Origin of the sequence: Mycobacterium sp. NPDC051804, from assembly GCF_044452905.1 — a bacterium.
Classification (GTDB): Bacteria; Actinomycetota; Actinomycetes; order Mycobacteriales; family Mycobacteriaceae; genus Mycobacterium.
The window spans coordinates 382,110-406,305 of record NZ_JBITCD010000004.1; the positions used below are offsets into that span (position 1 = coordinate 382,110).

Annotated in this window: 24 protein-coding genes; 17 read left to right on the forward strand and 7 right to left on the reverse strand. The window is 64.7% G+C overall.

The window, feature by feature from the left end:
* Nucleotides 1-18: 18 nt before the first annotated feature.
* From ACIA48_RS17260 to ACIA48_RS17280, 5 genes are read left to right on the forward strand one after another with little or no spacing between them, the layout of a single operon-like run.
* Nucleotides 19-1,110: a phosphatase PAP2 family protein gene (locus ACIA48_RS17260; RefSeq protein WP_396733806.1), complete on the forward strand. Its 1,092-nt coding sequence runs from the start codon at nt 19-21 to the stop codon at nt 1,108-1,110.
* Nucleotides 1,111-1,156: 46 nt separating this feature from the next.
* On the forward strand, nt 1,157-2,785 hold the full coding sequence (locus ACIA48_RS17265; RefSeq protein ID WP_396733809.1) for an acyl-CoA dehydrogenase family protein: 1,629 nt from the start codon (nt 1,157-1,159) through the stop codon (nt 2,783-2,785).
* Nucleotides 2,782-3,720 (forward strand): crotonase/enoyl-CoA hydratase family protein, encoded by a 939-nt coding sequence (locus ACIA48_RS17270; RefSeq protein WP_396733811.1) that lies wholly within the window; start codon nt 2,782-2,784, stop codon nt 3,718-3,720. The genes ACIA48_RS17265 and ACIA48_RS17270 overlap by 4 nt, the downstream gene beginning before the upstream one ends.
* A 2-nt stretch (nt 3,721-3,722) precedes the next feature.
* Nucleotides 3,723-4,451 carry a PaaX family transcriptional regulator C-terminal domain-containing protein gene (locus ACIA48_RS17275; RefSeq protein ID WP_396733814.1) on the forward strand — a complete coding sequence of 243 codons (729 nt, stop codon included), beginning with the start codon at nt 3,723-3,725 and terminating at the stop codon, nt 4,449-4,451.
* Nucleotides 4,448-5,212 carry a crotonase/enoyl-CoA hydratase family protein gene (locus ACIA48_RS17280; RefSeq protein ID WP_396733817.1) on the forward strand — a complete coding sequence of 255 codons (765 nt, stop codon included), beginning with the start codon at nt 4,448-4,450 and terminating at the stop codon, nt 5,210-5,212. Before ACIA48_RS17275 ends, ACIA48_RS17280 begins: the two co-directional genes overlap by 4 nt.
* Before the next feature lie 12 nt (nt 5,213-5,224).
* Here the strand turns inward: ACIA48_RS17280 and ACIA48_RS17285 are convergent, their stop codons facing one another.
* Entirely contained in the window at nt 5,225-5,626 is a 402-nt protein-coding gene (locus tag ACIA48_RS17285; protein WP_396733819.1) for a DUF3060 domain-containing protein, read from the reverse strand.
* Complete coding sequence (locus ACIA48_RS17290; protein ID WP_396733821.1) at nt 5,623-6,066, reverse strand: DUF3060 domain-containing protein; 444 nt, start codon at nt 6,064-6,066, stop codon at nt 5,623-5,625. The genes ACIA48_RS17285 and ACIA48_RS17290 overlap by 4 nt, the downstream gene beginning before the upstream one ends.
* A gap of 89 nt (nt 6,067-6,155) precedes the next feature.
* Here ACIA48_RS17290 and ACIA48_RS17295 point away from each other — a divergent pair, with 89 nt between their 5' ends.
* The 7 genes from ACIA48_RS17295 to tuf all read left to right on the forward strand — a co-directional run bounded on the left by ACIA48_RS17295 (nt 6,156) and on the right by tuf (nt 12,541).
* Nucleotides 6,156-6,692: a DUF3558 domain-containing protein gene (locus ACIA48_RS17295; RefSeq protein WP_396733822.1), complete on the forward strand. Its 537-nt coding sequence runs from the start codon at nt 6,156-6,158 to the stop codon at nt 6,690-6,692.
* 47 nt (nt 6,693-6,739) lie between these two features.
* Nucleotides 6,740-7,237 (forward strand): DUF3558 domain-containing protein, encoded by a 498-nt coding sequence (locus ACIA48_RS17300; RefSeq protein WP_396735046.1) that lies wholly within the window; start codon nt 6,740-6,742, stop codon nt 7,235-7,237.
* A gap of 93 nt (nt 7,238-7,330) precedes the next feature.
* Nucleotides 7,331-7,936 carry a TetR/AcrR family transcriptional regulator gene (locus tag ACIA48_RS17305; RefSeq protein WP_396733824.1) on the forward strand — a complete coding sequence of 202 codons (606 nt, stop codon included), beginning with the start codon at nt 7,331-7,333 and terminating at the stop codon, nt 7,934-7,936.
* Between the two features lie 285 nt (nt 7,937-8,221).
* Nucleotides 8,222-8,596 (forward strand): 30S ribosomal protein S12, encoded by a 375-nt coding sequence (rpsL, locus tag ACIA48_RS17310; RefSeq protein ID WP_014209181.1) that lies wholly within the window; start codon nt 8,222-8,224, stop codon nt 8,594-8,596.
* Nucleotides 8,596-9,066, forward strand: a complete 471-nt coding sequence (rpsG, locus tag ACIA48_RS17315; RefSeq protein ID WP_396733828.1) for a 30S ribosomal protein S7 — start codon at nt 8,596-8,598, stop codon at nt 9,064-9,066. Before rpsL ends, rpsG begins: the two co-directional genes overlap by 1 nt.
* 78 nt (nt 9,067-9,144) lie before the next feature.
* Nucleotides 9,145-11,250: an elongation factor G gene (gene fusA, locus ACIA48_RS17320; protein WP_396733831.1), complete on the forward strand. Its 2,106-nt coding sequence runs from the start codon at nt 9,145-9,147 to the stop codon at nt 11,248-11,250.
* Between the two features lie 100 nt (nt 11,251-11,350).
* Nucleotides 11,351-12,541, forward strand: coding sequence for an elongation factor Tu (gene tuf / locus ACIA48_RS17325; RefSeq protein WP_014209178.1), 1,191 nt, complete (start codon nt 11,351-11,353; stop codon nt 12,539-12,541).
* A gap of 73 nt (nt 12,542-12,614) precedes the next feature.
* Here the strand turns inward: tuf and ACIA48_RS17330 are convergent, their stop codons facing one another.
* Nucleotides 12,615-13,652, reverse strand: a complete 1,038-nt coding sequence (locus ACIA48_RS17330) for an alcohol dehydrogenase (protein WP_396733835.1) — start codon at nt 13,650-13,652, stop codon at nt 12,615-12,617.
* Between the two features lie 103 nt (nt 13,653-13,755).
* On the opposite strand from ACIA48_RS17330, the gene ACIA48_RS17335 reads away from it, so the two are divergent.
* Nucleotides 13,756-14,622, forward strand: coding sequence for a cutinase family protein (locus ACIA48_RS17335; RefSeq protein WP_396733838.1), 867 nt, complete (start codon nt 13,756-13,758; stop codon nt 14,620-14,622).
* Here the strand turns inward: ACIA48_RS17335 and ACIA48_RS17340 are convergent.
* Nucleotides 14,597-15,988 carry an MFS transporter gene (locus ACIA48_RS17340; protein WP_396733839.1) on the reverse strand — a complete coding sequence of 464 codons (1,392 nt, stop codon included), beginning with the start codon at nt 15,986-15,988 and terminating at the stop codon, nt 14,597-14,599. The genes ACIA48_RS17335 and ACIA48_RS17340 overlap by 26 nt on opposite strands.
* Nucleotides 15,989-16,077: 89 nt before the next feature.
* On the opposite strand from ACIA48_RS17340, the gene ACIA48_RS17345 reads away from it, so the two are divergent.
* From ACIA48_RS17345 to ACIA48_RS17360, 4 genes are all read left to right on the forward strand, one after another.
* Nucleotides 16,078-16,911 carry an SHOCT domain-containing protein gene (locus ACIA48_RS17345; RefSeq protein ID WP_396733842.1) on the forward strand — a complete coding sequence of 278 codons (834 nt, stop codon included), beginning with the start codon at nt 16,078-16,080 and terminating at the stop codon, nt 16,909-16,911.
* A 21-nt stretch (nt 16,912-16,932) separates the two neighbouring features.
* The gene (locus ACIA48_RS17350; RefSeq protein ID WP_396733845.1) at nt 16,933-18,381 is read left to right on the forward strand and encodes a basic amino acid/polyamine antiporter; all 1,449 of its coding nucleotides are present in this window, start codon (nt 16,933-16,935) and stop codon (nt 18,379-18,381) included.
* Between the two features lie 24 nt (nt 18,382-18,405).
* Nucleotides 18,406-19,650, forward strand: a complete 1,245-nt coding sequence (gene arcA / locus ACIA48_RS17355; protein WP_396733848.1) for an arginine deiminase — start codon at nt 18,406-18,408, stop codon at nt 19,648-19,650.
* 66 nt (nt 19,651-19,716) lie between these two features.
* Complete coding sequence (locus tag ACIA48_RS17360; protein WP_396733851.1) at nt 19,717-20,571, forward strand: mycofactocin-coupled SDR family oxidoreductase; 855 nt, start codon at nt 19,717-19,719, stop codon at nt 20,569-20,571.
* Here ACIA48_RS17360 and ACIA48_RS17365 read toward each other — a convergent pair.
* Genes ACIA48_RS17365 through rocD form a run of 3 tightly spaced genes read right to left on the reverse strand, consistent with a single transcriptional unit; the run spans nt 20,568 to nt 24,188 of the window.
* Nucleotides 20,568-21,449 carry a universal stress protein gene (locus ACIA48_RS17365; RefSeq protein WP_396733852.1) on the reverse strand — a complete coding sequence of 294 codons (882 nt, stop codon included), beginning with the start codon at nt 21,447-21,449 and terminating at the stop codon, nt 20,568-20,570. The genes ACIA48_RS17360 and ACIA48_RS17365 overlap by 4 nt on opposite strands.
* On the reverse strand, nt 21,446-22,939 hold the full coding sequence (locus ACIA48_RS17370) for an amino acid permease (RefSeq protein WP_396733855.1): 1,494 nt from the start codon (nt 22,937-22,939) through the stop codon (nt 21,446-21,448). Before ACIA48_RS17370 ends, ACIA48_RS17365 begins: the two co-directional genes overlap by 4 nt.
* Before the next feature lie 25 nt (nt 22,940-22,964).
* A complete protein-coding gene (rocD, locus tag ACIA48_RS17375) occupies nt 22,965-24,188 on the reverse strand; it encodes an ornithine--oxo-acid transaminase (RefSeq protein ID WP_396735049.1) in 1,224 nt (407 codons plus the stop codon).
* Nucleotides 24,189-24,196 lie beyond the last annotated feature (8 nt).

The following is a 24,196-nucleotide window of genomic DNA, read 5'->3' on the forward strand; positions in this document are numbered from 1 at the left end:
GCACCCGAGAGGCCTTCAGTGTCCGCCATTGACGAGTCGTCAATCGCGCCGCCGCGCGCTCTCGAGACAGTCGAGCCTTCTCCTCCGCCAGGTCGCTCTGTTCCATGGCTGCGCATCGTGCGGTGGACCGCCGTCATCATCTGGGCGGCGGCCATCATCTATCGCACCGCGACCGACGGCTTCGCGTTCAACCGCGAGCTCGTGCTGCTCTACGTCTGCACGGGTCTCGCCGCAGCCAGCATCGGTCAGGGCCGCCGGATGCTGTACATCATCAGGGACTGGCTGCCCTTCGCGCTGGTGCTCATCGCCTACGACCTGAGCAGGGGAGCGGCCGACATGATCGGCCGGCCGACGCTGTGGGAGTGGCCGGCCGACGCCGACCGCTGGCTGTTCTCCGGGACGATGCCGACCGTGTGGCTGCAGGAGCAGCTGAAAATGCCGCACCCGCCCTGGTGGGAAGTGGTCATCAGCAGCGTCTACATGTCGTTCTTCATCCTTCCCTACGTCGTCGCGGCGGTGCTCTGGCTGCGTGATCGCGAGGAATGGAAGTCGTTCGTCAAGCTGTTCGTCGGGCTCAACGTCGTGGGGTTGGCGATCTACGCGACCCTGCCGGCTGCACCGCCATGGGCGGCCGCCCGCTGTACTTCGACCGACGTCGCCGGCGGTCCCGCGAACCCGCGGTGCATGTTCAAGTCGGCTCGCGGTGTGCCCGACGGCGGCCTGCTGGGCGCGATGCAATCCACGCAGGACGGCGCGAACAACTGGATCGAACGGATCGTCGGCCGCGGCTGGGGAAACCTGAACCTGCATTCGGCGACGGCGCTACTCGATCAGGGCCAGGCGAGCGTCAACCTCGTGGCGGCGATTCCATCGCTGCACGCCGGCATGACCGCCGCTGTTGCGATGTTCCTGTGGAACCGGGTGCACCGGGGCTGGCGACCGGTTCTGGTGATTTATCCGCTGGTCATGGCATTCACGTTGGTGTACACCGCCGAGCACTACGTCATCGATATTCTGCTCGGCTGGGCGCTGGCCATCGTGGTGATCCTCGTGCTCAACCGCCATGAAGCACGCCGGGCGCGACGCCGATCGGAACCGCTACCCGCCTGATATTACGACTATTTTTCGACTGTCGTAAAAGTGTAATATCGGCGGCATGTCAGACACGCACGTCGTCACCAATCAGGTCCCGCTGCTGGAGGACTACAACCCCGCCACGTCCCCGGTTCTGACCGAGGCGCTGATCCGCGAAGGCGGCGAGTGGGGCCTCGACGAGGTCACCGATCTCGGTGCGCTCTCGGGCTCCAAGCAGGCGCAGCGCTGGGGTGAGCTCGCCGACCGAAACCAGCCGATCCTGCGCACGCACGACCGGTACGGGCACCGCGTCGACGAGGTCGAGTACGACCCCGCGTACCACGAACTGATGACTGCGGCGGTCGGCCACGGTCTGCACGCCGCGCCCTGGGCCGACGACCGCGCCGGCGCTCACGTCGTGCGTGCGGCCAAGATGTCGGTGTGGACGCCCGAACCGGGACACGTGTGCCCGATCTCGATGACGTACGCCGTGGTGCCCGCGCTGCGCAACAACACCGAACTCGCCGCCCGCTACGAGCCTCTGCTGACCAGCCGTCAGTACGACCCCGAGCTGAACGTGCCGTCGACGAAAGCCGGTATCACCGCGGGCATGTCGATGACCGAGAAGCAGGGCGGTTCCGATGTGCGGGCCGGCACCACGCAGGCAGTTCCCAACGGCGATGGAAGCTACCGCCTGACCGGCCACAAGTGGTTCACGTCGGCGCCGATGTGCGACATCTTCCTGGTTCTCGCGCAAGCGCCGAAAGGTTTGAGCTGCTTCTTCTTGCCGCGAATCCTGCCCGACGGCAGCCGCAACCGGATGTTTCTGCAGCGCCTCAAGGACAAGCTCGGCAATCACGCCAACGCGTCCAGTGAGGTCGAATACGACGGCGCGACCGCGTGGCTCGTCGGTGAGGAAGGCCGCGGCGTTCCGACCATCATCGAAATGGTGAACCTCACCCGACTGGACTGCACTCTGGGTAGCGCGACCAGTATGCGCAGCGGTCTGGCCCGCGCGATCCATCACGCACAGCACCGAAAGGCGTTCGGCGAGTATCTGATTGATCAGCCGCTGATGCGTAACGTGCTGGCCGACCTGGCCGTGGAGGCCGAGGCGGCAACCATCCTCGCGATGCGCATGGCCGGCGCCACCGATGCCGCAGTGCGCGGTGACGAGCGTGAGACGTTGCTGCGCCGCATCGGTTTGGCGGCGGGCAAGTACTGGGTATGTAAGCGCGCCACTCCGCATGCCGCCGAAGCAATGGAGTGCCTTGGCGGCAACGGCTACGTCGAGGAATCCGGTATGCCAAGGCTTTACCGTGAGGCACCTCTGATGGGTATCTGGGAGGGGTCGGGCAACGTCAGCGCGCTGGACACGTTGCGCGCCATGGCAACCCGGCCAGAATGCGTCGACGTGCTGTTCGACGAACTCTCCCGAACCGCCGGCCAGGATCGGAGGCTGGATGCCGCCGTCGAAGCGCTGCGCCCCGAACTTGGGGATCTCGAGACCATCCAGTACCGCGCCCGCAAGGTCGCCGAGGACATCAGCCTCGCATTGCAGGGCTCGCTGCTGGTGCGCCACGGTCACCCCGCGGTTGCCGAAGCGTTTCTCGCGACGCGGCTGGGCGGCCAGTGGGGCGGCGCATTCGGAACGCTGCCCACCGGTCTGGATCTCACGCCGATTCTCGAGCGTGCGATGGTCAAAGGATGACGCACGCGATTCGGCCCGTTGATTTCGACAACCTGAAGACGATGACCTATGAGGTCACCGATCGGGTTGCCCGCATCACGTTCAACCGGCCCGAGAAGGGCAACGCAATCGTCGCGGACACACCGTTGGAGTTGTCCGCGCTCGTCGAACGCGCTGACCTCGACCCCAACGTGCACGTGATACTCGTTTCCGGTCGCGGCGAAGGCTTTTGCGCGGGTTTCGATTTGTCCGCCTATGCGGAGGGCTCCTCGTCGGCGGGTGGCGGCAGTCCCTACCAGGACACCGTGCTGTCGGGTAAGACGCAGGCCATCAATCATCTGCCCGATCAGCCGTGGGACCCGATGATCGATTACCAGATGATGAGCCGTTTCGTTCGCGGGTTCTCCAGCCTGCTGCACGCCGACAAGCCGACGGTCGCGAAGATCCACGGCTACTGCGTGGCGGGCGGAACCGACATCGCGCTGCACGCCGATCAGGTGATCGCGGCCGCAGATGCCAAGATCGGGTACCCGCCCACCCGCGTCTGGGGTGTGCCCGCCGCCGGGATGTGGGCGCACCGCCTCGGCGATCAGCGTGCCAAACGTCTTCTGCTGACTGGTGATTCGATCACGGGCGCCCAAGCCGCCGAATGGGGGCTCGCGGTGGAGGCGCCCGCTCCGGAGGATCTCGACGAACGCACAGAGCGACTGGTCGAACGCATTGCGGCCGTCCCGATCAATCAGCTGATCATGGTGAAGCTCGCCATGAACTCCGCGCTGCTCAATCAGGGCACCGCCAACAGCGCTATGCTGTCGACGATCTTCGACGGCATCGCCCGGCACACCCCGGAAGGACATGAGTTCGTCGCGCAGTCCCGCGAACACGGTTTCCGGGAGGCCGTCCGCCAGCGTGACGAGCCATTCGGTGACCACGGTCGAAAGGCGTCCGGGGTCTGACAATGTCGTTGCCCTCGCGGATGACAGCACGCTCGGTCGTGCTGAGCGTGCTCCTCGGGGCGCATCCGGCGTGGGCGACCGCGAGTGAACTCATCAGGCTCACCGCTGATTTCGACATCAAAGAGCCCACAGTGCGGGTGGCGTTGACCAGGATGGTGAGCGGGGGCGACCTCGTGCGGTCGCAGGACGGATACCGGCTGTCCGATCGTCTGATGGCCAGGCAGCGACGCCAGGACGACGCGATCAACCCCCAGCTGCGAACGTGGGACGGCACGTGGAAGACCCTGGTGATCACGAGTATCGGCACGGACGCCCGCACACGTGCCGCCCTGCGGACCGCCCTGCAGCACAACAGGTTCAGCGAGCTCCGGGAAGGCGTATGGATGCGTCCCGACAACCTCGACGGGACGCTGCCGGATGACGTGCTGAACCGAGGCAGGGTGTTGCACTCCCGTGATGACGATCCCGTTGAACTCGCCGCGCAGCTGTGGGACCTGTCCGGTTGGGCTCGTACAGGCCGTGAGTTGCTCGACGGAATGAACTCGGCCGCTGACGTTCCCGGGCAGTTCGTCACCGCGGCCGCGATGGTGCGACACCTGCTCACCGATCCGGTGCTGCCGCCCGAGCTGCTGCCCGACGAGTGGCCAGGTAAAGCTTTGCGCGATGCGTACAACGAATTCGCCGCGGAGTTGATTTCACGGCGCGACAACGAACTGATGGAGGCGACATGACAGGTGGCGTGCGAGTCGAGAAGAACGGTTCGGTGACGACGGTCATCATGAATCGGCCCGAGGCCCGCAACGCTGTCAACGGACCGGCAGCCGCGGGCCTGTATGCGGCGTTCGACGAGTTCGACAAGGACGACTCGGCCGCCGTCGCGGTGCTCTGGGGTGACAACGGAACATTCTGTGCCGGAGCCGATCTCAAGGCCTTCGGAACTCAGGACGCCAATCCCGTCCACCGCAGTGGCCCCGGACCGATGGGGCCGAGCCGGATGGTGCTGTCGAAGCCGGTGATCGGCGCGGTGAGTGGCTACGCGGTCGCGGGCGGTCTCGAACTGGCGTTGTGGTGCGACATGCGGGTGGTCGAGGAGGACGCGGTCATGGGCGTGTTCTGCCGCCGCTGGGGTGTGCCGCTTATCGACGGTGGCACGGTGCGGCTGCCAAGGCTGATCGGGCACAGTCGGGCGATGGATCTCATCCTCACCGGCCGCGCTGTCGAGGCCCACGAGGCGCATGCGATCGGCCTAGCCAATAGGGTCGTGCCGAAAGGTGAAGCGCGGCAACGAGCCGAGGAGCTTGCGGCCGAACTCGCGGCGTTGCCTCAGCAGTGCATGCGCGCGGATCGCCTGTCCATGCTCCATCAATGGGGGGAGTCGGAAGCCGACGCGATGGACTTCGAGTTCGGCAGCATGTCGAAGGTCGCCGCCGAATCACTGGAGGGCGCCGCGCGATTCGCGGCGGGAGCGGGCAGGCACGGCGCGAGCGCCTAGCCCCGGAAAACGCTAGCCCTTGCCGATCTTGTTGTTCGAGCCGGTGTCGTTGACCTTCGGCTCGCCGTCCTTATAGGTCACGGTGTTGTTCAGGCCCACGACGCTGATCTCTTTGTCGATGCGGTCGAACGTGACCTTGTTGTCGGCGCCGCCGATGTTCACGTTGGCGCACGTGCCCTTGACGGTCAACGTGTTGTTGGAGCCACCGATGTTGAGCGACTTGCCATCTGCGCAGTCGATGTCGGCGGTGGTGCCGAAGGATCCGTAGTTGATCGTGTTGCCGACCTCGACCTGTGCGCCGGAGCTGCCGGCGGTTGCCGTCGGTGTCTTGGTGTCTGAGCTCTCCGAGCCGCAGCCCGCGAGCACCATGGCGGCGGCGGCGACGGCGGCGGCCAGGGCGGTTGCGCGCATCATCCGACCAGCCGCTGGACGTTGTTCGTCATGCCCAGTTCGCGGCCGCGATCCCAGACCTTCGGTGCACCGTTCTTGTAGAGCACAGTCTGGTCGAAGCCGTACACCGTCACGTCGTTGATGATGTTGTCGGCGACGATGAGGTTCGCGTTGCCTTGGACGGTGACCGCCCAGCAGGTCCCCAACGCGGTGATTTCATTGCCGCCGCCGTTCACCAGCAGCGTGCGGTTGTTGCAGTCGATTGTCTGCTTGATGCCGCTACCGGTGATGTGGGTGTCGCCCTGGACGTCGTCACCCACGACGACGTTGCCGGCGCACTGACGCAGATACGGGTTGCAGACGCCGGGCGGTTGAGCACTTGCGCCAGGAACTCCGACGGTCATCGCGACGGGCAGGGCGACGGCGCATACCGACGCAGCCCGGGCCACAAGACTCCACATCATGGGGGAGAGAGTACGGGCTCACGCGCAGGTGGTGGCTGGGTTCGTCCAAGTCGCTATTCGTGACGGTGCTGGGTAGCGTGTCATGTGCGATGCGTTGGCGTGTCAATCAGATTGCTGCCGCGGCGGTCACGGTGGCGGCGATCGTTGCAGGATGTTCTTCGACCGTCAGCGGTACCGCGCGACGGGCGCATCCGGCCGTACCCGATCCAACGCGTAGCTATGGCTATGTCGACGATCGCTGCGGACTTCTGCTCGACGGTTCCGTTCAGGAAACGTTGACTGCCGATCACATCGTCCGCCCGTATAGCGGCGCCGTATGCCAGTACGTGCTGACGCGCGGCGATAGGACCATCGACGTGACGTTCTCCTGGTTCGAATCCGGCAGCCTCGAGCGCGAGCGGGAGCTTGCCACCGAACGCGGCGCGACGATCACCGACGCGGACGTCGAACGGCACGAGGCGTTTCTGGCCCGGCGCAACACCACCGGTGCGGCATGCTCGGCGACGGCCGCGGCCGGCACCGGCGTGCTGAGCTGGTGGGTGCAATTCCGCGGCGACTCCCACAGCGCCGATCCGTGCCCAGATGCCGAGAAGCTGCTGTCTGCGACCCTGCGATCGGACTTGTAGTGTCTGCGCGGCAAGCGGTTCGGTGGTTGGTGACGGCGGCACTGCCGATGGCTTTGGTGGCGACGGCCGCCGCCGGCTGTGGCTCGTCCGAGGAGAGCGCCGCGCCGCCGACCACCGCAGCGGGAACCCCGGGGGGCTTCCGAAGCGGCGACTGCAACGGAATCACCGACGCTGACATCACCGCCGCCGTCGGGCCGGCCCAGTTCACCAAGTCCGTCGTCAGCGACTCCGGCTGCTTCTGGCAGGAGAACTCCGTGTTCGGCACCGTCGGCGCGGGCATGGGGATTTCGACGTGGTGGTACCGCGGCAGCGATATGGACACCGAGCGGGCCCTGGAGAAAAGCGCCGGACGCACGCTGACCGAGCTGTCGCTGGACGGCAACAAGGGTTTCAAGGCCTACGACGGCAACGCCTGCAGCATTTACGTGGCCAAGGGTGGCGACGTGATCACGTGGTCGATCCAGACGTTGAACCCGGCGACGCTGCCGGATCTGTGTGCGGTCACCGAGCAGCTCGCCCAGCTGAGCCAAGACCGGGTCAACTGACACACCGACCCACGGAGACTGACCAGGAAAAACTAGAGGTGTTAGTTTTGCCCTGAGCGAATGCGCCGAAATCGAACGGGAGGGGCGACGTACATGGCAGCTCAGCCGCCGAGCACCACCGGTAGGCGCCCGGCGAGACTGAGCCGCGACTCGATCGTCAATGCGGCCCTGACATTTCTGGACCGCGAAGGATGGGACGCGCTCACGATCAATGCGCTCGCGACTCAACTCGGGACGAAGGGCCCGTCCCTCTACAACCACGTGCACAGCCTTGAAGACCTGCGCCGAACTGTGCGAATGCGAGTGGTCGGCGACATCATCGAGATGCTCAACACTGTCGGACAGGGCCGCACCCGCGACGACGCGGTGACGGCGATGGCAAGTGCGTATCGCAGCTATGCCCACCACCATCCGGGACGGTATTCCGCGTTCACCCGGATGCCGCTGGGAGGTGACGACCCGGAATTCACCGAGGCGACGAGGGCGGCCGCGGCCCCGGTGATCTCCGTCCTCGGCTCCTACGGACTGAACGGTGAGAACGCGTTCTATGCCGCACTGGAGTTCTGGTCGGCGATGCACGGATTCGTCCTGTTGGAGATGACCGGCGCGATGAACGGTATCGACGCGGACGCGGTTTACAGCGATATGGTCATGCGGCTTGCGACCGGTATGGAGCGGCGGTCGGCGCCGGCGCTGTGACCTGCGGTTAGCCGTTCACGGACGGGTTTGGTCGGCGCGCGCCATCCTGGTATTGTGGACGATCGTGCCTGGCAGATAAGGCGCTTGCGTCCTTCTAGTCGCAGGCATGCCTGCACGCCGGGCCAATTCGCGTGTCCACGAAGCCTAGAGGAAAATCTTCGCGGCGGGCGCATGCGACACACCCGATCGCGGGGTACGCGAACGGGACATAACTGCAGTACAGGGACTTTTAGCAAGACTTCAAGCAAGACCTAGAGACACACGAGCAACACAGAAAGCCGGTAGATGCCAACCATTCAGCAGCTGGTCCGTAAGGGTCGCCGCGACAAGATCGCCAAGGTCAAGACCGCGGCCCTCAAGGGCAGCCCGCAGCGCCGCGGCGTGTGCACCCGCGTGTACACCACCACCCCGAAGAAGCCGAACTCGGCACTTCGCAAGGTGGCGCGCGTCAAGCTGACGAGCGCGGTTGAGGTCACCGCCTACATCCCCGGCGAAGGCCACAACCTGCAGGAGCACTCGATGGTGCTCGTGCGTGGCGGTCGTGTGAAGGACCTGCCGGGTGTGCGCTACAAGATCATCCGCGGCTCACTCGACACTCAGGGCGTGAAGAACCGCAAGCAAGCGCGCAGCCGCTACGGCGCCAAGAAGGAGAAGAGCTAATGCCGCGCAAGGGGCCTGCACCCAAGCGTCCGTTGGTCAACGATCCGGTCTACGGGTCGCAGCTGGTCACCCAGCTGGTCAACAAGGTGCTGCTGGACGGGAAGAAATCGCTGGCCGAACGCATTGTTTATGGTGCGCTCGAACAGGCTCGCGAGAAGACCGGTACTGATCCGGTCGTCACGCTCAAGCGGGCGATGGACAACGTCAAGCCGGCCCTCGAGGTCCGCAGCCGTCGCGTCGGCGGTGCCACCTACCAGGTGCCCGTCGAGGTCCGTCCGGACCGCTCGACCACCCTCGCCCTGCGCTGGCTGGTGAGTTTCTCCAAGCAACGTCGCGAAAAGACCATGATCGAGCGCCTGGCGAATGAGCTCCTCGACGCCAGTAACGGCCTGGGTGCCGCTGTGAAGCGACGCGAGGACGTGCACAAGATGGCCGAGGCCAACCGCGCCTTCGCGCACTACCGCTGGTGATTCCGCGCCAGTCGGCAGTGCTGCCGCAGGCGCTTTGAAGACAGCAACCGAAGCAAGCGAAAGAGTGGGAATTTAGCCGTGGCACAGAAGGACGTGCTGACCGACCTGACCAAGGTCCGCAACATCGGCATCATGGCGCACATCGATGCGGGTAAGACGACGACGACCGAGCGCATCCTCTACTACACCGGTATCAGCTACAAGATCGGTGAGGTGCACGACGGCGCCGCCACCATGGACTGGATGGAGCAGGAGCAGGAGCGGGGTATCACCATTACCTCCGCCGCTACCACCTGCTTCTGGAACGACAACCAGATCAACATCATCGACACCCCCGGGCACGTCGACTTCACCGTTGAGGTGGAGCGCAGCCTGCGGGTTCTCGATGGTGCCGTTGCCGTGTTCGACGGCAAGGAGGGTGTCGAGCCGCAGTCCGAGCAGGTTTGGCGCCAGGCCGACAAGTACGACGTTCCCCGCATCTGCTTCGTCAACAAGATGGACAAGATCGGGGCGGACTTCTACTTCTCCGTGCGCACGATGGAAGAGCGCCTCGGCGCCAACGTCATCCCGATTCAGCTGCCAGTTGGCTCCGAAGGCGACTTCGAGGGCATCGTCGACCTGGTCGAGATGAAGGCCAAGGTCTGGCGCGGCGAGACCAAGCTCGGTGAGACCTACGAAACCGTCGACATCCCAGCCGAATTGGCTGAGAAGGCCGACGAGTACCGCACCAAGCTGCTCGAGGCGGTCGCCGAGACCGACGAGAAGCTGCTCGAGAAGTACTTCGGCGGCGAGGAGCTGTCGATCGAGGAGATCAAGGGTGCTCTGCGCAAGCTGACCATCAACTCCGAGGCTTACCTCGTGCTGTGCGGCAGCGCATTCAAGAACAAGGGTGTTCAGCCCATGCTCGACGCGGTGATCGACTACCTGCCGTCGCCGCTGGACGTGCCGCCGGCCGTGGGACACCCCCCGGGCAAGGAGGACGAGGAGGTCACGCGCAAGCCGTCGACCGATGAGCCGTTCTCGGGTCTCGCGTTCAAGGTCGCTACGCACCCGTTCTTCGGCAAGCTGACCTACGTCCGCGTCTATTCGGGCACTGTCGAGTCCGGCAGCCAGGTCATCAATGCCACCAAGGGCAAGAAGGAGCGGCTGGGCAAGCTGTTCCAGATGCACTCCAACAAGGAGAACCCGGTCGAACGGGCCTCCGCGGGGCACATCTACGCCGTCATCGGGCTCAAGGACACCACCACCGGCGACACGCTGTCGGATCCGAACGATCAGGTCGTGCTCGAGTCGATGACCTTCCCCGATCCGGTGATCGAGGTGGCCATCGAGCCCAAGACCAAGAGCGACCAGGAAAAGCTCGGCACGGCCATCCAGAAGCTGGCCGAAGAGGATCCCACGTTCAAGGTGCACCTGGATCAGGAGACCGGCCAGACCGTCATCGGCGGTATGGGCGAGCTTCACCTGGACATCCTGGTGGACCGCATGAAGCGCGAGTTCAAGGTCGAGGCCAACGTCGGCAAGCCGCAGGTGGCCTACAAGGAGACCATCCGGCGCACAGTCGAGAAGGTCGAGTACACCCACAAGAAGCAGACGGGTGGCTCCGGTCAGTTCGCGAAGGTGCTCATCTCCCTCGAGCCGTTCACCGGCGAGGACGGTGCGACCTACGAGTTCGAGAACAAGGTCACCGGTGGCCGCATCCCCCGCGAGTACATCCCGTCGGTGGACGCTGGTGCGCAGGACGCCATGCAGTACGGCGTGCTCGCCGGCTACCCGTTGGTGAACGTCAAGGTCACCCTCCTCGACGGTGCGTATCACGAGGTTGACTCCTCGGAAATGGCGTTCAAGGTCGCGGGATCACAGGTGCTGAAAAAGGCTGCAGGCCAAGCACAGCCGGTGATCCTCGAGCCGATCATGGCCGTCGAGGTCACGACGCCCGAGGACTACATGGGCGACGTGATCGGCGACCTGAACTCCCGCCGTGGTCAGATCCAGGCCATGGAGGAGCGGTCCGGTGCCCGCGTCGTCAAGGCGCATGTGCCGCTGTCGGAGATGTTCGGTTACGTCGGCGACCTTCGGTCGAAGACGCAGGGCCGGGCGAACTACTCCATGGTTTTCGACTCGTACGCTGAAGTTCCGGCGAACGTGTCGAAGGAGATCATCGCGAAGGCGACAGGTCAGTAATCTGACCCGTTGTTTTCGCGGGACCACACAACTGCAAAGATCCAAGCACTGCTTCAGATTCAGATAGAAGAAGCACCAACAAGTCCAGGAGGACACAGAAGTGGCGAAGGCGAAGTTCGAGCGGACGAAGCCGCACGTCAACATCGGGACCATCGGTCACGTTGACCACGGCAAGACGACGCTTACTGCAGCAATCACGAAGGTTCTGCACGACAAGTACCCCGAGTTGAACGAGTCGCGCGCATTCGACCAGATCGACAATGCGCCTGAGGAGCGTCAGCGCGGCATCACGATCAACATCTCCCACGTGGAGTACCAGACCGACAAGCGCCACTACGCGCACGTCGACGCGCCTGGCCACGCGGACTACATCAAGAACATGATCACCGGTGCCGCCCAGATGGACGGCGCGATCCTGGTGGTCGCCGCGACCGACGGCCCGATGCCCCAGACCCGTGAGCACGTGCTGCTCGCCCGTCAGGTCGGCGTGCCCTACATCCTGGTTGCGCTGAACAAGGCCGACATGGTCGACGACGAGGAGCTCATCGAGCTCGTCGAGATGGAGGTCCGCGAACTGCTGGCCGCCCAGGAGTTCGACGAGGACGCACCGGTCATCAAGGTGTCGGCGCTCAAGGCCCTCGAGGGTGACCCGGAGTGGGTCAAGTCCGTCGAGGATCTGATGGACGCCGTCGACGAGTCGATCCCGGACCCGGTCCGCGAGACCGACAAGCCGTTCCTGATGCCCGTCGAGGACGTCTTCACGATCACCGGTCGTGGCACCGTCGTCACCGGCCGTGTCGAGCGTGGCGTGATCAACGTCAACGAAGAGGTCGAGATCGTCGGCATCCGTCCGACCGTCACCAAGACCACCGTCACCGGTGTCGAGATGTTCCGCAAGCTGCTCGATCAGGGCATGGCGGGCGACAACGTCGGTCTGCTGGTTCGTGGCATCAAGCGCGAGGACGTCGAGCGTGGCCAGGTTGTGGTCAAGCCCGGCACCACCACCCCGCACACCGAGTTCGACGGCAGCGTCTACATCCTGTCCAAGGACGAGGGTGGCCGCCACACGCCGTTCTTCAACAACTACCGTCCGCAGTTCTACTTCCGTACCACGGACGTGACCGGCGTGGTGACCCTGCCCGAGGGCACCGAGATGGTGATGCCCGGTGACAACACCGACATCTCCGTCAAGCTGATCCAGCCCGTCGCCATGGACGAGGGCCTGCGCTTCGCGATCCGCGAGGGCGGCCGTACCGTCGGCGCCGGCCGAGTCACCAAGATCCACAAGTGATCTGATTCTGCTGCGAAGCGGCGCTCACCCTTCCGGGTGGGCGCCGCTTTCGTTTGCGTGGGTCGCTAGATCGCTAGACCATCGTCAGCACCATGCGGAACCGGGCATCGCCGTCCATCATCTTGTCGAAGGCGGCCTGCGCCTCGGCCAGCGGCATTGTCTCGATCATCGGCCGCACGCCGGTGATTGCCGAAAAGCGCAGCGTGTCTTCGGAATCCTGCGATGTACCGGACGCATGACCCTGCACCGCAGCAGATTTGAAGATCAGCGGCGATAACGGTGTCTCCATGGGTTCGGCAGGCGCGCCGACGACGACGAGCTGACCGCGCGCTTTGAGACCGCCGATCGTCGCCGCCATCGCGTCGGCCACCGTGACGGTGGCGAGGACGACCTGTGCCCCGCCGAGTTTGTTCAACTCCTCGGCGACATCTACCGCCTTGGAGTCGATGTAATGGTGTGCCCCAAGCTGTTTGGCCAACGGTTCTTTGTCTTTGCCGCGCGCGATGGCAGCTACTTCGAAGCCCATCTTCGCCGCGAACTGGATGCCGAGGTGTCCAAGGCCGCCGACTCCGAGAACCGCGACGAGATCGCTCGGCCGAGCCACGGATTCCCGGAGGGCGTTGAATGTCGTGATGCCCGCGCACAACAGCGGTGCGGCGTCCACGTCGGCGAGGTCGTCGGGAATGCGGGCGAGGGTCTCGGCAGGCGCCACCATGTACTCCGCATAGCCGCCGTCGTACGAGATGCCGGGAATTTGGGCGTTCTCGCACGAAATGAAGTCACCGCGCCTGCAAGGTTCACAGGTGAAATCGCAGCCGCCGAACCAGCCGACGCCGACGCGATCTCCGACCGCCCAGGACGTGACACCCTCGCCGACTGCATCGACGACGCCTGCGACCTCGTGGCCAGGCGCACGCGGATACGAGTTGCCCAGCATGCCGATCACGGTCAGGACGTCGGAGTGGCAGACGCCGCACGCGTGGACTTTGACCCGGACGTGATTTGGGCCGGGTTCCGGGATTTCGACGTCGACGATTTCGAACTTCGCATTCGCCGCGGGGATGCGGGCGATCTTCATTGTGGCCACGTTGGCGACGTTACCCAAGGTCATGAGGTTGCACCCCCCTGATGAGAACTGACCTGTAACGCCTGCGGCCGCTTGGCCGATGTATTTCGCGTATGCCCTGGTCGGGGCTCAGAAGGGTATGGATTTCATGTTCCGTTCCGCCGCCACACTCGCGTGCGCTGTATTCGCCGGTGCCGCAGTCGTCGGTCTGTCCGGTACAGCCTCGGCGCAGGCCGCCTGCCCCGACGTGCACTGGATCGGCGCGGCGGGCTCCGGCGAGCGCACGCCCGTCGAGGTGGTGCAGAACGACGGAATGGGCCGCGTGGTCTACCGGTCCCTGCAGGAGTTGTCCGCCCAGGTGCAGCAGGACGGTCGCACCATGACCGCCGAGGCAGTCGAGTATCCCGCCGTCGAGGCGCCGGGTGAAGACGGCGGCGCGGGCGAGTGGCTCGGTTTCATCGGAAGTGTGGATGCCGGTGCGGCGGCGTTGGGCAAGCAATACGAGGGGTTTGTCCAACGCTGTCCGGCATCCAAGGTGGTGCTGGCCGGCTATTCACAGGGTGCGATGGTGGTGCACCGCAATCTGCACGCACTCGAGGCCAGCCCCAACCTCGCCGCGGTGCTGTTGGTCGCCGACGGCGACCGCCTGCCCGAGGATCCGACATTGAACCTCGGCACGGCCAGCGGCATCCCGGAGCGCGGAAAGGGTGCGGCACAGGACTGGCCGATCCTCGCGCACGCGCCTGCGCCGTTGACGCCGGCCATGGGCGCCCGCACGATCAGCGTCTGCAATCTCGGCGACGCGGTCTGTGACTACAACCCCGACGATGACGATTCCTCGGTGGCGTACGCACGCGGTGTCGCCATCCACACCGGGTACGCCAGGACCGCGGGTCTGGACTGGACGGCTCCGCTGCATTTCCTGCTCGGCGGACCGGACGCGCAGGCTCCCGCACCGCAGGCACCCGAGGCGCAGCCGATCGTTCCGCTCAGCGCCCCGGCACCGTCGCCCTAGGCGCTCGGGAGATCCACAGCACAACCGCACTGGCCGTAAGTAACAGTGCGGCGAGGACACCGAGGATGACGTCGATGGCTGCAGCCGTAGTCTGCCCGCCGTGCTCGAGCATCTCCAGCACCGTCCCGGACACCGCGACACCGACGCCGGCGAGGGTCACCAACGCAGTCAGTGTGACGCCCGCGGCCTCGCCTGCCCGTTCGGGTCGGACCACGGCCTGAGTCGCGACGGTCGTGAACGCATACACCAATCCCAGCGTGAACCCACACGCCGACAACGCGGGCAGGTAGACGAACCAGTCGTCCGAGGTGGCGAGCGCGACCAGGGATACTGCTGCAGCCACACTCGTCAGCCCCATCACCAACAGCGGTGGCCGTTTGGCGGCGAGGCGTCCGGACAGCACACCGCCCAGCGCGGCACCGGCCGAGGGGCCGAGGAATGCCAGGCCCGCCATCAAGGGGTCGAGCGCACGGACCTGCTGCAAGTTCAGCGTCGACAGGAAGATCGCCACCGCATAGGCGATGTTCGCGATGGCACCCGCGATCACCAACACCGCGAACCGGGCATTGCGCACCAGGGACAGATCGACGAGCGGCCATGCGACGCGGTTCTCGACGACTACGAAGAGTGCGAGGGCCGCCAACGCCGCCGCAAACGCGACAGCCGTCGGCGCCGACAGCCACCCCCAGTGAGGCGCACGGTCAAATGTCAACGTGAACAAGCCGATTCCGACCGTGATCAACGCCAGCCCCGTGATGTCGATGCGACGCGGCACGGACCGGTCCGACGATTCGTCGATGCTCCACGCGCCCAGGGACAGCGACACGATCGTCAGTGGAACGTTGAGCCAGAAGATCCACCGCCAGCCGACGGTGTCGGTCAGCAGGCCGCCGATGAGCGGACCCGCAGCGTTACCCAATCCCGCTATGCCGTAAGCCAATCCGATCGCATGACTGGCCCTGACCGCGGGAAAGGCGTTGGTCAGTACGCTCACCGAAACCGGGAAGATCAGCGCGGCCCCGAGACCCTGCAGCGCGCGGAAGGCGACGATCAGCGGCACCGACGGCGCGACCGCACACAGCGCGGACGCGATACCGAACAGCGCGATTCCGGTCATCAACGCCCTGCGTCGCCCGAAGATATCGCCGATTCGCCCCGCCGGAACCATGAAGGCGCCCAGCGTGAGCATGTAGACGCTGATCACCCATTGCAGGTCTGACGGCGTGCTGTGAAGGTCAGATGCCATCCGCGGCAACGCGAGATTGGCCGCGAAGTAATCGATTTGCACGCAGAACAGCGCCATCGAGACCGCCGCCAGGACCCACCGGGACTTCACAGCATTCCCGGAGTCGTCACCCGTGGTCACCGCCCGACGATAAGGCTCGCGAGACTCGTTTTCCGGCTAATCTGACACGCGAACTACGCGCGGACCATTTCCCTTAGGAGCTTGGCCATATGTCCACTTTCTGGCGGTACGTCAAAATTCAGGCGTTCGTGCTGTTGTGCGGAATCGTCGGGCCGATTTTTCTGGCCATCTACTTCGTAGTCGGCCCGCATCCGGCAACGCAGTGGATGCTCTGGGCAGGTCTGGGCATCACGGTCCTGGACGTACTGATCGCCTTGGCCATCGTCGGTATGGGCTCGCGATCGGCGGCCAAGACGCAAGCTCTCGAGCAGACCGGGGTGCTGGCGCTCGCACAGGTCGTCGGCATTCATGAGACGGGAACGCGGATCAACGAACAGCCGCTGGTGAAGATCGATCTGCAGATCTCGGGGCCCGGTATCGCACCGTTCGCCAGCCAGGACCGAGTGATCGCGTCTATCTCGCGATTGCCGATGATCACGAGCCGCAAGCTTGTCGCGCTGGTCGACCCTACGACGAACCAGTATCAAATCGACTGGGAACGAAGCAGTCTGGTGAGCGGCCTGATGCCCGCAACTTTCACCATCGCCGAAGACAACAGAACCTACGACCTCAGTGGACAGGTCGGCCCGCTGATGGAAATCCTGCAGATCCTCAAGGCCAACAACATCGGGCTGAACAACATGATCGACCTGCGCGCGAATCCCGCAGCTCGCCAACAGGTGCAGGCCGTCGTGCGTCGTGCCGCAGCCGCCCAAGCACCCGCACCCGCCGCGCCGGCAACCGCGGCACCGTCGCATCCCGCGGCACCTGCGGAACCGTCGACCGCGCAGCGCTTGCAGGAACTCGAAACGCTCCGTGCGACCGGCGCAGTCTCAGACGACGAGTACACAGCCAAGCGTCAGCAGATACTGGCAGACCTCTAGTCGACCGTCAGGAGTGGATCGATGACCGATCTCGAAACGACCACACCGAAAAGCGATCCGAAGGTCAGCCTGCCGACTCTGACCGCAATGGTGGTCGGCTCGATGATCGGATCCGGCGTCTTTCTTCTGCCGCGCAGGTTCGGCACCGAAACCGGCGTGCTGGGGGCGCTTATCGCGTGGACGATCGCCGGCATCGGAATGCTGATGTTGGCGTTCGTGTTTCAACGCCTAGCGACACGCAAGCCGGATCTTGATGCAGGTATCTTCGCCTATGCCAAAGCGGGTTTTGGCGATTACGTCGGCTTCAATTCGGCGATCGGGTACTGGGCGTCAGTCTGTGCAGGGAATACCTCGTACTGGGTGCTGATCACCGCGACGATGAGTGCGATGGTGCCCGCGTTCGGAGCCGGAGACACCGTAGTCGCCGTGGTGGTGTCGGCGATCGGCGTGTGGCTGTTCGCGTCTCTGGTGATGCGCGGAGTCAAGGATGCGGTCGTGATCAACTACATCGTCACCATCGCCAAAGTGGTCCCGATCCTGATGTTCATCGTGATCGTGGCGATCGCGTTCCAGGCCGATGTGTTCGCCGACAACTTTTGGGGTGGAGCGGAGGGCTACTCGTTCGCCGCGATCTGGGACCAGGCCACCGGCACCATGCTGATAACGGTGTTTGTTTTTCTGGGTATCGAGGGCGCCAGCGTGTATTCGAGGATGGCGCGCAAGCGAGAGGACGTTGGTCGCGCCACTGTCGTCGGGTTCCTCGGAGTGCTCAGTGTTTTCGCTCTGGTCACACTGGTCTCGTACGGCGTCATGCCGCAGGACGAATTGGCCGGTGTCAGCCAGCCGTCCATGGCGGCGGTACTGGAATCCGTTGTGGGGCACTGGGGCTCGATCTTCATCCGCGTCGGCGTGATCGTGTCGGTGCTGGGCGCATACCTGGCGTGGACCCTGATGGCCGCAGAGGTGCTTTACATCCCGGCGAAGTCCGATGACATGCCGCGATTCCTGGCCCGCACCAACCGCCACGGCGCGCCCGTCACCGCCCTCGCGATGGCCGCCGGGCTGACGTCACTGCTACTCGTGGCATTGCTGTTCGCCGCCGACGCGCTCGATTTCATGTTGGATCTGACCGCCGCGCTCTCCCTGATTCCGTACCTCCTCGCCGCGGCGTACGCACTGAAGCTGACCGCAACCCGTGAGACGTACACGGACCGAAAATCTCTTGTCCCAGACATGGTGGTCGCCGGTCTGGCGACGGTGTACACCCTGTTTCTCGTCTACGCCGCAGGCGTCGACAAGCTGCTGTTGTCCTGCATCTTGTACGCACCGGCGGCCGCGCTCTATTTCAAGGCGCGACGCGAGCGAGGCCTTCGTGTTTTCCGGCCGGCCGAAGCGGTGCTGTTCGGAGTGATTCTCCTCGGCGCCGTCGCAGCTGTGGTGTCCTTGGCAACGGGAGCGATCGAGATTTAGTGGTACCGCGTGAGAGGAGTTGAAGTGACGAGCCCTTCTGCGAACTACGGCGTTCACTCCGAAGTCGGCAAGCTGCGGAAAGTGCTGGTGTGTTCGCCCGGACTGGCACACGAGCGGCTCACCCCGAGCAATTGCGACGATCTGCTGTTCGACGATGTGTTGTGGGTGCAGAACGCGCGCCGCGATCACTTCGACTTCATCGACAAGATGCGCGAGCGCGATGTCGAAGTGGTCGAGTTGCACGAACTGCTCGGCGAGACAATGGAGATCCCTGAGGCGAAGGCCTGGCTGCTGGATCGCAAGATCGTGCCGAACGAAGTCGGACTGGGCCTCGTCGACGACACCCGCGGATTTCTGGACTCGTTGACCACTCGACGGTTGACCGAGTTGTTGATCGGCGGCATGTCGACCCGCGACCTGCCGTCCGACATGCAATCCGGGTATCGCGCGTTGGCCAGGGAGGCGACCGGTGTCACGGAGTATCTGATGCCGCCGCTGCCGAACACGCTCTACACCCGCGACACCACATGCTGGATATACCAAGGGCTGACGCTCAACCCGCTGTTCTGGCCGGCGCGGCACGACGAGACGCTGTTGATGAAGGCCATCTACGAGTTCCACCCCGACTTCGTCGGATCCACGGTGTGGTGGGGTGACCCGGAAGAGTCGTGGGGAATGTCGACCATCGAGGGCGGCGATGTGCTGGTGCCCGGCAATGGCGTCGTGCTCATCGGGATGAGTGAACGGACGTCGCGGCAGGCGATCACCCAGGTCGCCGCAAAGTTGTTCGCCGAGAACGCAGCCGAGAAGGTCGTCGTTGCCGGCATGCCCAAGCTGCGGGCGGCCATGCACCTCGACACGGTGTTCACGTTCGCCGACCGAGATGTCGTGACGCTCTACCCCGAGATCGTCGATTCGATCCAGACGTTCGTCCTTCATCCCAGTGATGCCGAGCCGGGTGTCGAGGTGGAGGAGGCGACCAAACCGTTCGTCGAAGTGGTCGCTGACGCGCTCGGTCTCGGTGCCCTACGTGTGGTGGAAACAGGGGGCACGAACTACGACTCCGAGCGGCAACAGTGGGACAGCGGCAACAACCTGGTCGCGGTCGAGCCCGGCGTCGTCTTCGCCTATGACCGCAATACCCATACCAACACCCTGCTGCGCCGGGCCGGCATCGAAGTCATCACGATCGTCGGCGCCGAACTGGGCCGCGGCCGCGGCGGAGGGCACTGCATGACCTGTCCGATCATCCGCGACCCCGTCGACTGACCGGTTGTTAGAACACGTTCTAGTTCGGCTGCTAGCCTGGTCCGCAGCTTCACGAAAGGAGCAGCGGTGACGGCATCTGGCGGGCCCCTGGAAGGGCGAGTGGCATTCATAACGGGGGCCGCGCGCGGCCAGGGTCGGGCCCATGCGGTCCGGTTGGCCAACGAGGGCGCGGACATCATCGCCATCGATGTGTGCAAACCGATATCCGATACCGTCACCTACCCGTTGGGCACGTCGGAGGAACTCGCCGAAACCGTGCGTGCTGTGGAGGCCACGGGTCGCAAGGTGCTGTCCCGAGAGGTCGACGTCCGTGACCTGGCCGCGCTGCAGCAGGTGGTCGCAGACGGCATCGAGCAGTTCGGTCGGCTGGACATCCTCGTCGCCAACGCGGGCGTGCTGAGCTGGGGCCGTCTCTTCGAGATGTCCGAGGAACAGTGGAACGCCGTCATCGACGTGAACCTCAACGGCACCTGGAAGACGATCCGCGCGGCTGTCCCGGCGATGATCGAGGCCGGCAACGGCGGATCGATCATCATCGTGAGTTCATCGGCGGGGCTGAAGGCCACCCCGGGCAACGGCCACTATGCGGCGTCCAAGCACGGCCTGACCTCGTTGACCAACTCGCTGGCATTGGAGGCGGGCGAGTTCGGGATTCGCGTCAACTCGATTCATCCGTACTCGATCGACACGCCGATGGTAGAGAAGGAAGCAATGATGGAGCTCTTCGGGAAGTTTCCGAGCTTCATCCACAGCTTCAAGCCGTTCCCGTATCGCCCTGTCAGTCAGGAGGGCGCGTCGAGCCTGCAGGATTTCATGACGGCCGAAGAGGTTTCGGACGTGGTGGCGTGGCTGGCCGGCGATCAGTCGCTGACGATCTCGGGCAGTCAGATCAACGTCGACCGCGGCACGATGAAGTACTAGCCCGGCAGAACCAGGACCGGTACTGGGCTGTGCCGCAGGATCTTTGATCCCCGCGAGCCAAGGAACACCCTGGCGATTCCGCCCGACGGCTTCGTGCCGATTGCGAGCAACTCACCGTCCTGCCAGTCGGCGGCGTCGATCGCCTGATCCCAGCCATTGCCGGTGACCACCTGCAGCTCGACGTCGTCGCCGACGACGCCTTTGGCGTTCAACCCGGCCAATGTCTCCCGTGCCTGCGCGGCCCACGCCTCGAGGATCGAATCTTCGGCGCGTAGCCCAACCTCGGGCGGATACATGGTGCGGCCGCGGACCGCGAAGGTGATGACCCGCATCGGGACATTCAGTCTCTCTGCAAGCGCCGCAACGCGTTCAACGACGAATACACATTCCGGCGTGCCGGGGTAGGCGCACGTGATCCTGGTCAATCCCGTTGCCTTCGAGCCACGGTAGCCGCGCGGGCTGATGGACAGCGGGACTGACGATGAGTGCAGCAGCCGGTCCGCCGTCGAACCGATGACGACCTGCCCCAGCTTGCCGTCCGCTGCCGACCCCAGCACCAGTGCTTCGGACTTCAGCTCGTCGACCGCGTCGAGCAGGCCGCCGGAGGCCGAACGGTGCGAGACCTTGTGGAAGTCGACCGTGACGCCCTTGCCGATCGACGCGAGACACTCCTGCGCCTCTTGCGCGGAGTCTGCCGCCAATTGGTCGGCATACTGGGCATATTCGGCATCGATGCGGGCGAGCGAGGGAGTCATCCACGGTCGTGGCACCACGGTGACCACGGTCAGCGATGTCTTGAGAGCCTTCGCAGCTTCCACCGCGAGGTACAGCGGCGAGCGGCCGCCCTTGCCGGCCAGATAGCCGACGGCCACGCTCATTGAGGATCCTTGATCACGTCGCCCTCACCCGCGACGGCCGTCGGGATGATGCCGTCACCGCCGTCGATGAGCGCGCTGTGTCGCCGGCTCCACAGGAAGTAGAAAGCCAAGACCACCGCCACCCAGATCCCGAACCACAGCCAGGTGTTCGGGGGCAGACCCCACAGCACCCACAAGCAGGCGGCGATCGACAGGACGGGCGTCACCGGATAGCCGGGGACCCGGAAGCCGCGCGGTAGGTCGGGCTCGCGGACCCGCAGGATGATCACGCCGACCGCAACCGTGATGAAGGCGACGAGTGTGCCGATCGACACCAGGTCCCACAGGTAGTCGAGCGGGACGAAACCGGCGAGGATCCCCGTCACGCACGCCACGATGATCGTGTTGTTCACCGGCGTCATGCTGCGTGGGTTGACCTTTGCGAACGCCGAGGGCAGCAGCCCATCGCGACCCATCGCGAACAGGATGCGGGTCTGGCCGTACATCACCACGAGCGTGACCGAGAAGATCGAGATGACCGCTCCGGCAGCGAGAATCGTGCTGGCCCACGTCGACCCGCTGAGAACGTTTTCCAGAATTTCCGAAAGTCCCGCCTCGGCTTGTTCCTCGGATCCGAACGCTTCTGCGGACTGCGTGCCGAGACCGGCGAATGCCACCAGGATGTAGATGGTGGTGACGGCGATCAACGCAGCGATGATCGCGCGCGGCATGGTCTTTTGTGGATTCTTGACCTCGTCGCCCGCGGTCGACACCGCATCGAGTCCGATGAAGGTGAAGAAGATGGTGGCCGCCCCCGCGGTGATGCCTGCGAAGCCGGCATTCCAGAAACCGGCGAAGTGATCGGTGGTGAACGCGGTGAAGGCGATCGCGATGAACAGCGCGAGCACACCCAGCTTGATGATGACCATGACGGTGTTGACCGCCGCGGATTCGCTGGCCCCGCGAATCAGCAACAGCGCACACATCGTGATGAGTAGCACTGCGGGCAGATTGACGATGCCGGGTGTCTCACCCCACGGCGCCGCGGTGAGGGAGTGCGGCAGCGTGAAGCCGAACAGGTTGTCCAGCAGCTTGTTCAGATAGCCGCTCCAGCCGATCGCGGTTGCCGACATCGAGACGCCGTACTCGAGCAGCAGGCATGCGGCCACGCCCATCGCCACGACCTCACCCATGGTGGTGTAGGCATATGAATAGGTTGATCCGGAAACTGGTACCGCGGATGCCATTTCGGCATAACAGATGGCGGACAGGCCAGCGGCGATGCCGGCGATGACGAACGAGACAAGAACTGCGGGACCGGCCTTCGGCACGGCCTGCTGGAGCACGATGAAGATTCCGGTGCCGACGGTGGCGCCGACCCCGAACATCGTGAGCTGGAACGTGCCGATACTTCGTTTGAGGTGGTCGGATGCGCCATGTGCGACCGGCGCGCCGATCACCGGTCGGCGTCGCAACATCTGAGCTGAGAGGCTAAGCGATGGGCCGGTCATGGTGCCTCCTGTGTGCCGTAAAGCGCTACCGGGACAAGTGTGAGCCCGACTCAGCCAAAACTTGGGCGAATTGGTCAATCGCCCAGTCGATCTCCTGCGCGGTGATCACCAACGGTGGTGCGAAGCGCAATGTCGAACCATGCGTGTCCTTGACCAGGACACCACGTTCGGCCAACATGATGGTGATCTGCTTTCCGGTGCCCAGCGCCGGATCGATGTCCACGCCGGCCCATAGGCCCAATCCGCGAACGGCGACCACGCCGGACCCGATGAGAGCGCGCAGCCGTGCATGCAGATACTCACCGAGTTCTGCTGAGCGCGACTGGAATTCGCCACGGTTCAGCATGCGCACGACAGTCGTGCCGATGGCTGCCGCCAGCGGATTGCCGCCGAACGTCGAACCGTGTTCGCCGGGGTGCAACACCCCGAGCACATCGGAGTTGGCGACCACCGCGGACAACGGAACGACGCCGCCGCCCAGGGCTTTGCCGAGCAAATAGATGTCGGGCACCACTCCGAAGTGATCGCATGCGAATGTGCGTCCGGTGCGCGCCAGACCCGATTGAATCTCATCGGCGATCATCAACACATTGCGTTCGGTGCACAGCGCGCGGACGCGGGGCAGGAAATCGCGGGGCGGAACGACGATCCCGGCTTCGCCCTGGATGGGCTCGAGCAGTACGGCAACGGTGTTCTCGTCGATCGCGGCGGCCAGCGCGTCGGCGTCACCGAAGGGCACTGCGCGGAAACCGGGTGTGTACGGGCCGAATCCGCGCCGCGCCGTCTCGTCGTCGGAGAAGCTGATGATGGTCGTAGTGCGGCCGTGGAAGTTATTGTGGGCCACCACGATGTTGCTGCGACCCGCGGGCACCCCCTTGACATCGGTGCCCCACTTCCGGGCGACTTTGATCCCGCTTTCCACGGCTTCGGCGCCGCTGTTCATCGGCAGCACCATGTCCTTGCCGCAGAGTTCGGCCAGCGCCTCGCAGAACGGGCCGAGCCGGTCCGAGTGGAAGGCCCGGCTCACCAGCGTCAGGTTGTCCAACTGCGCGTGGGCGACGGCGGTGATCTCCGGATTGCGGTGACCGAAGTTGACCGCGGAATACGCGGCGAGGCAATCGAGGTACCGACGCCCCTCGACATCGGTGACCCAGACGCCGTCGGCGCTGGCGGCGACTACCGGCAGCGGCGAGTAGTTGTGGGCGACGTAGCGGTTGTCGACGGCGATCGCCGCTTCGGTGATGTTCATGGTGTCGA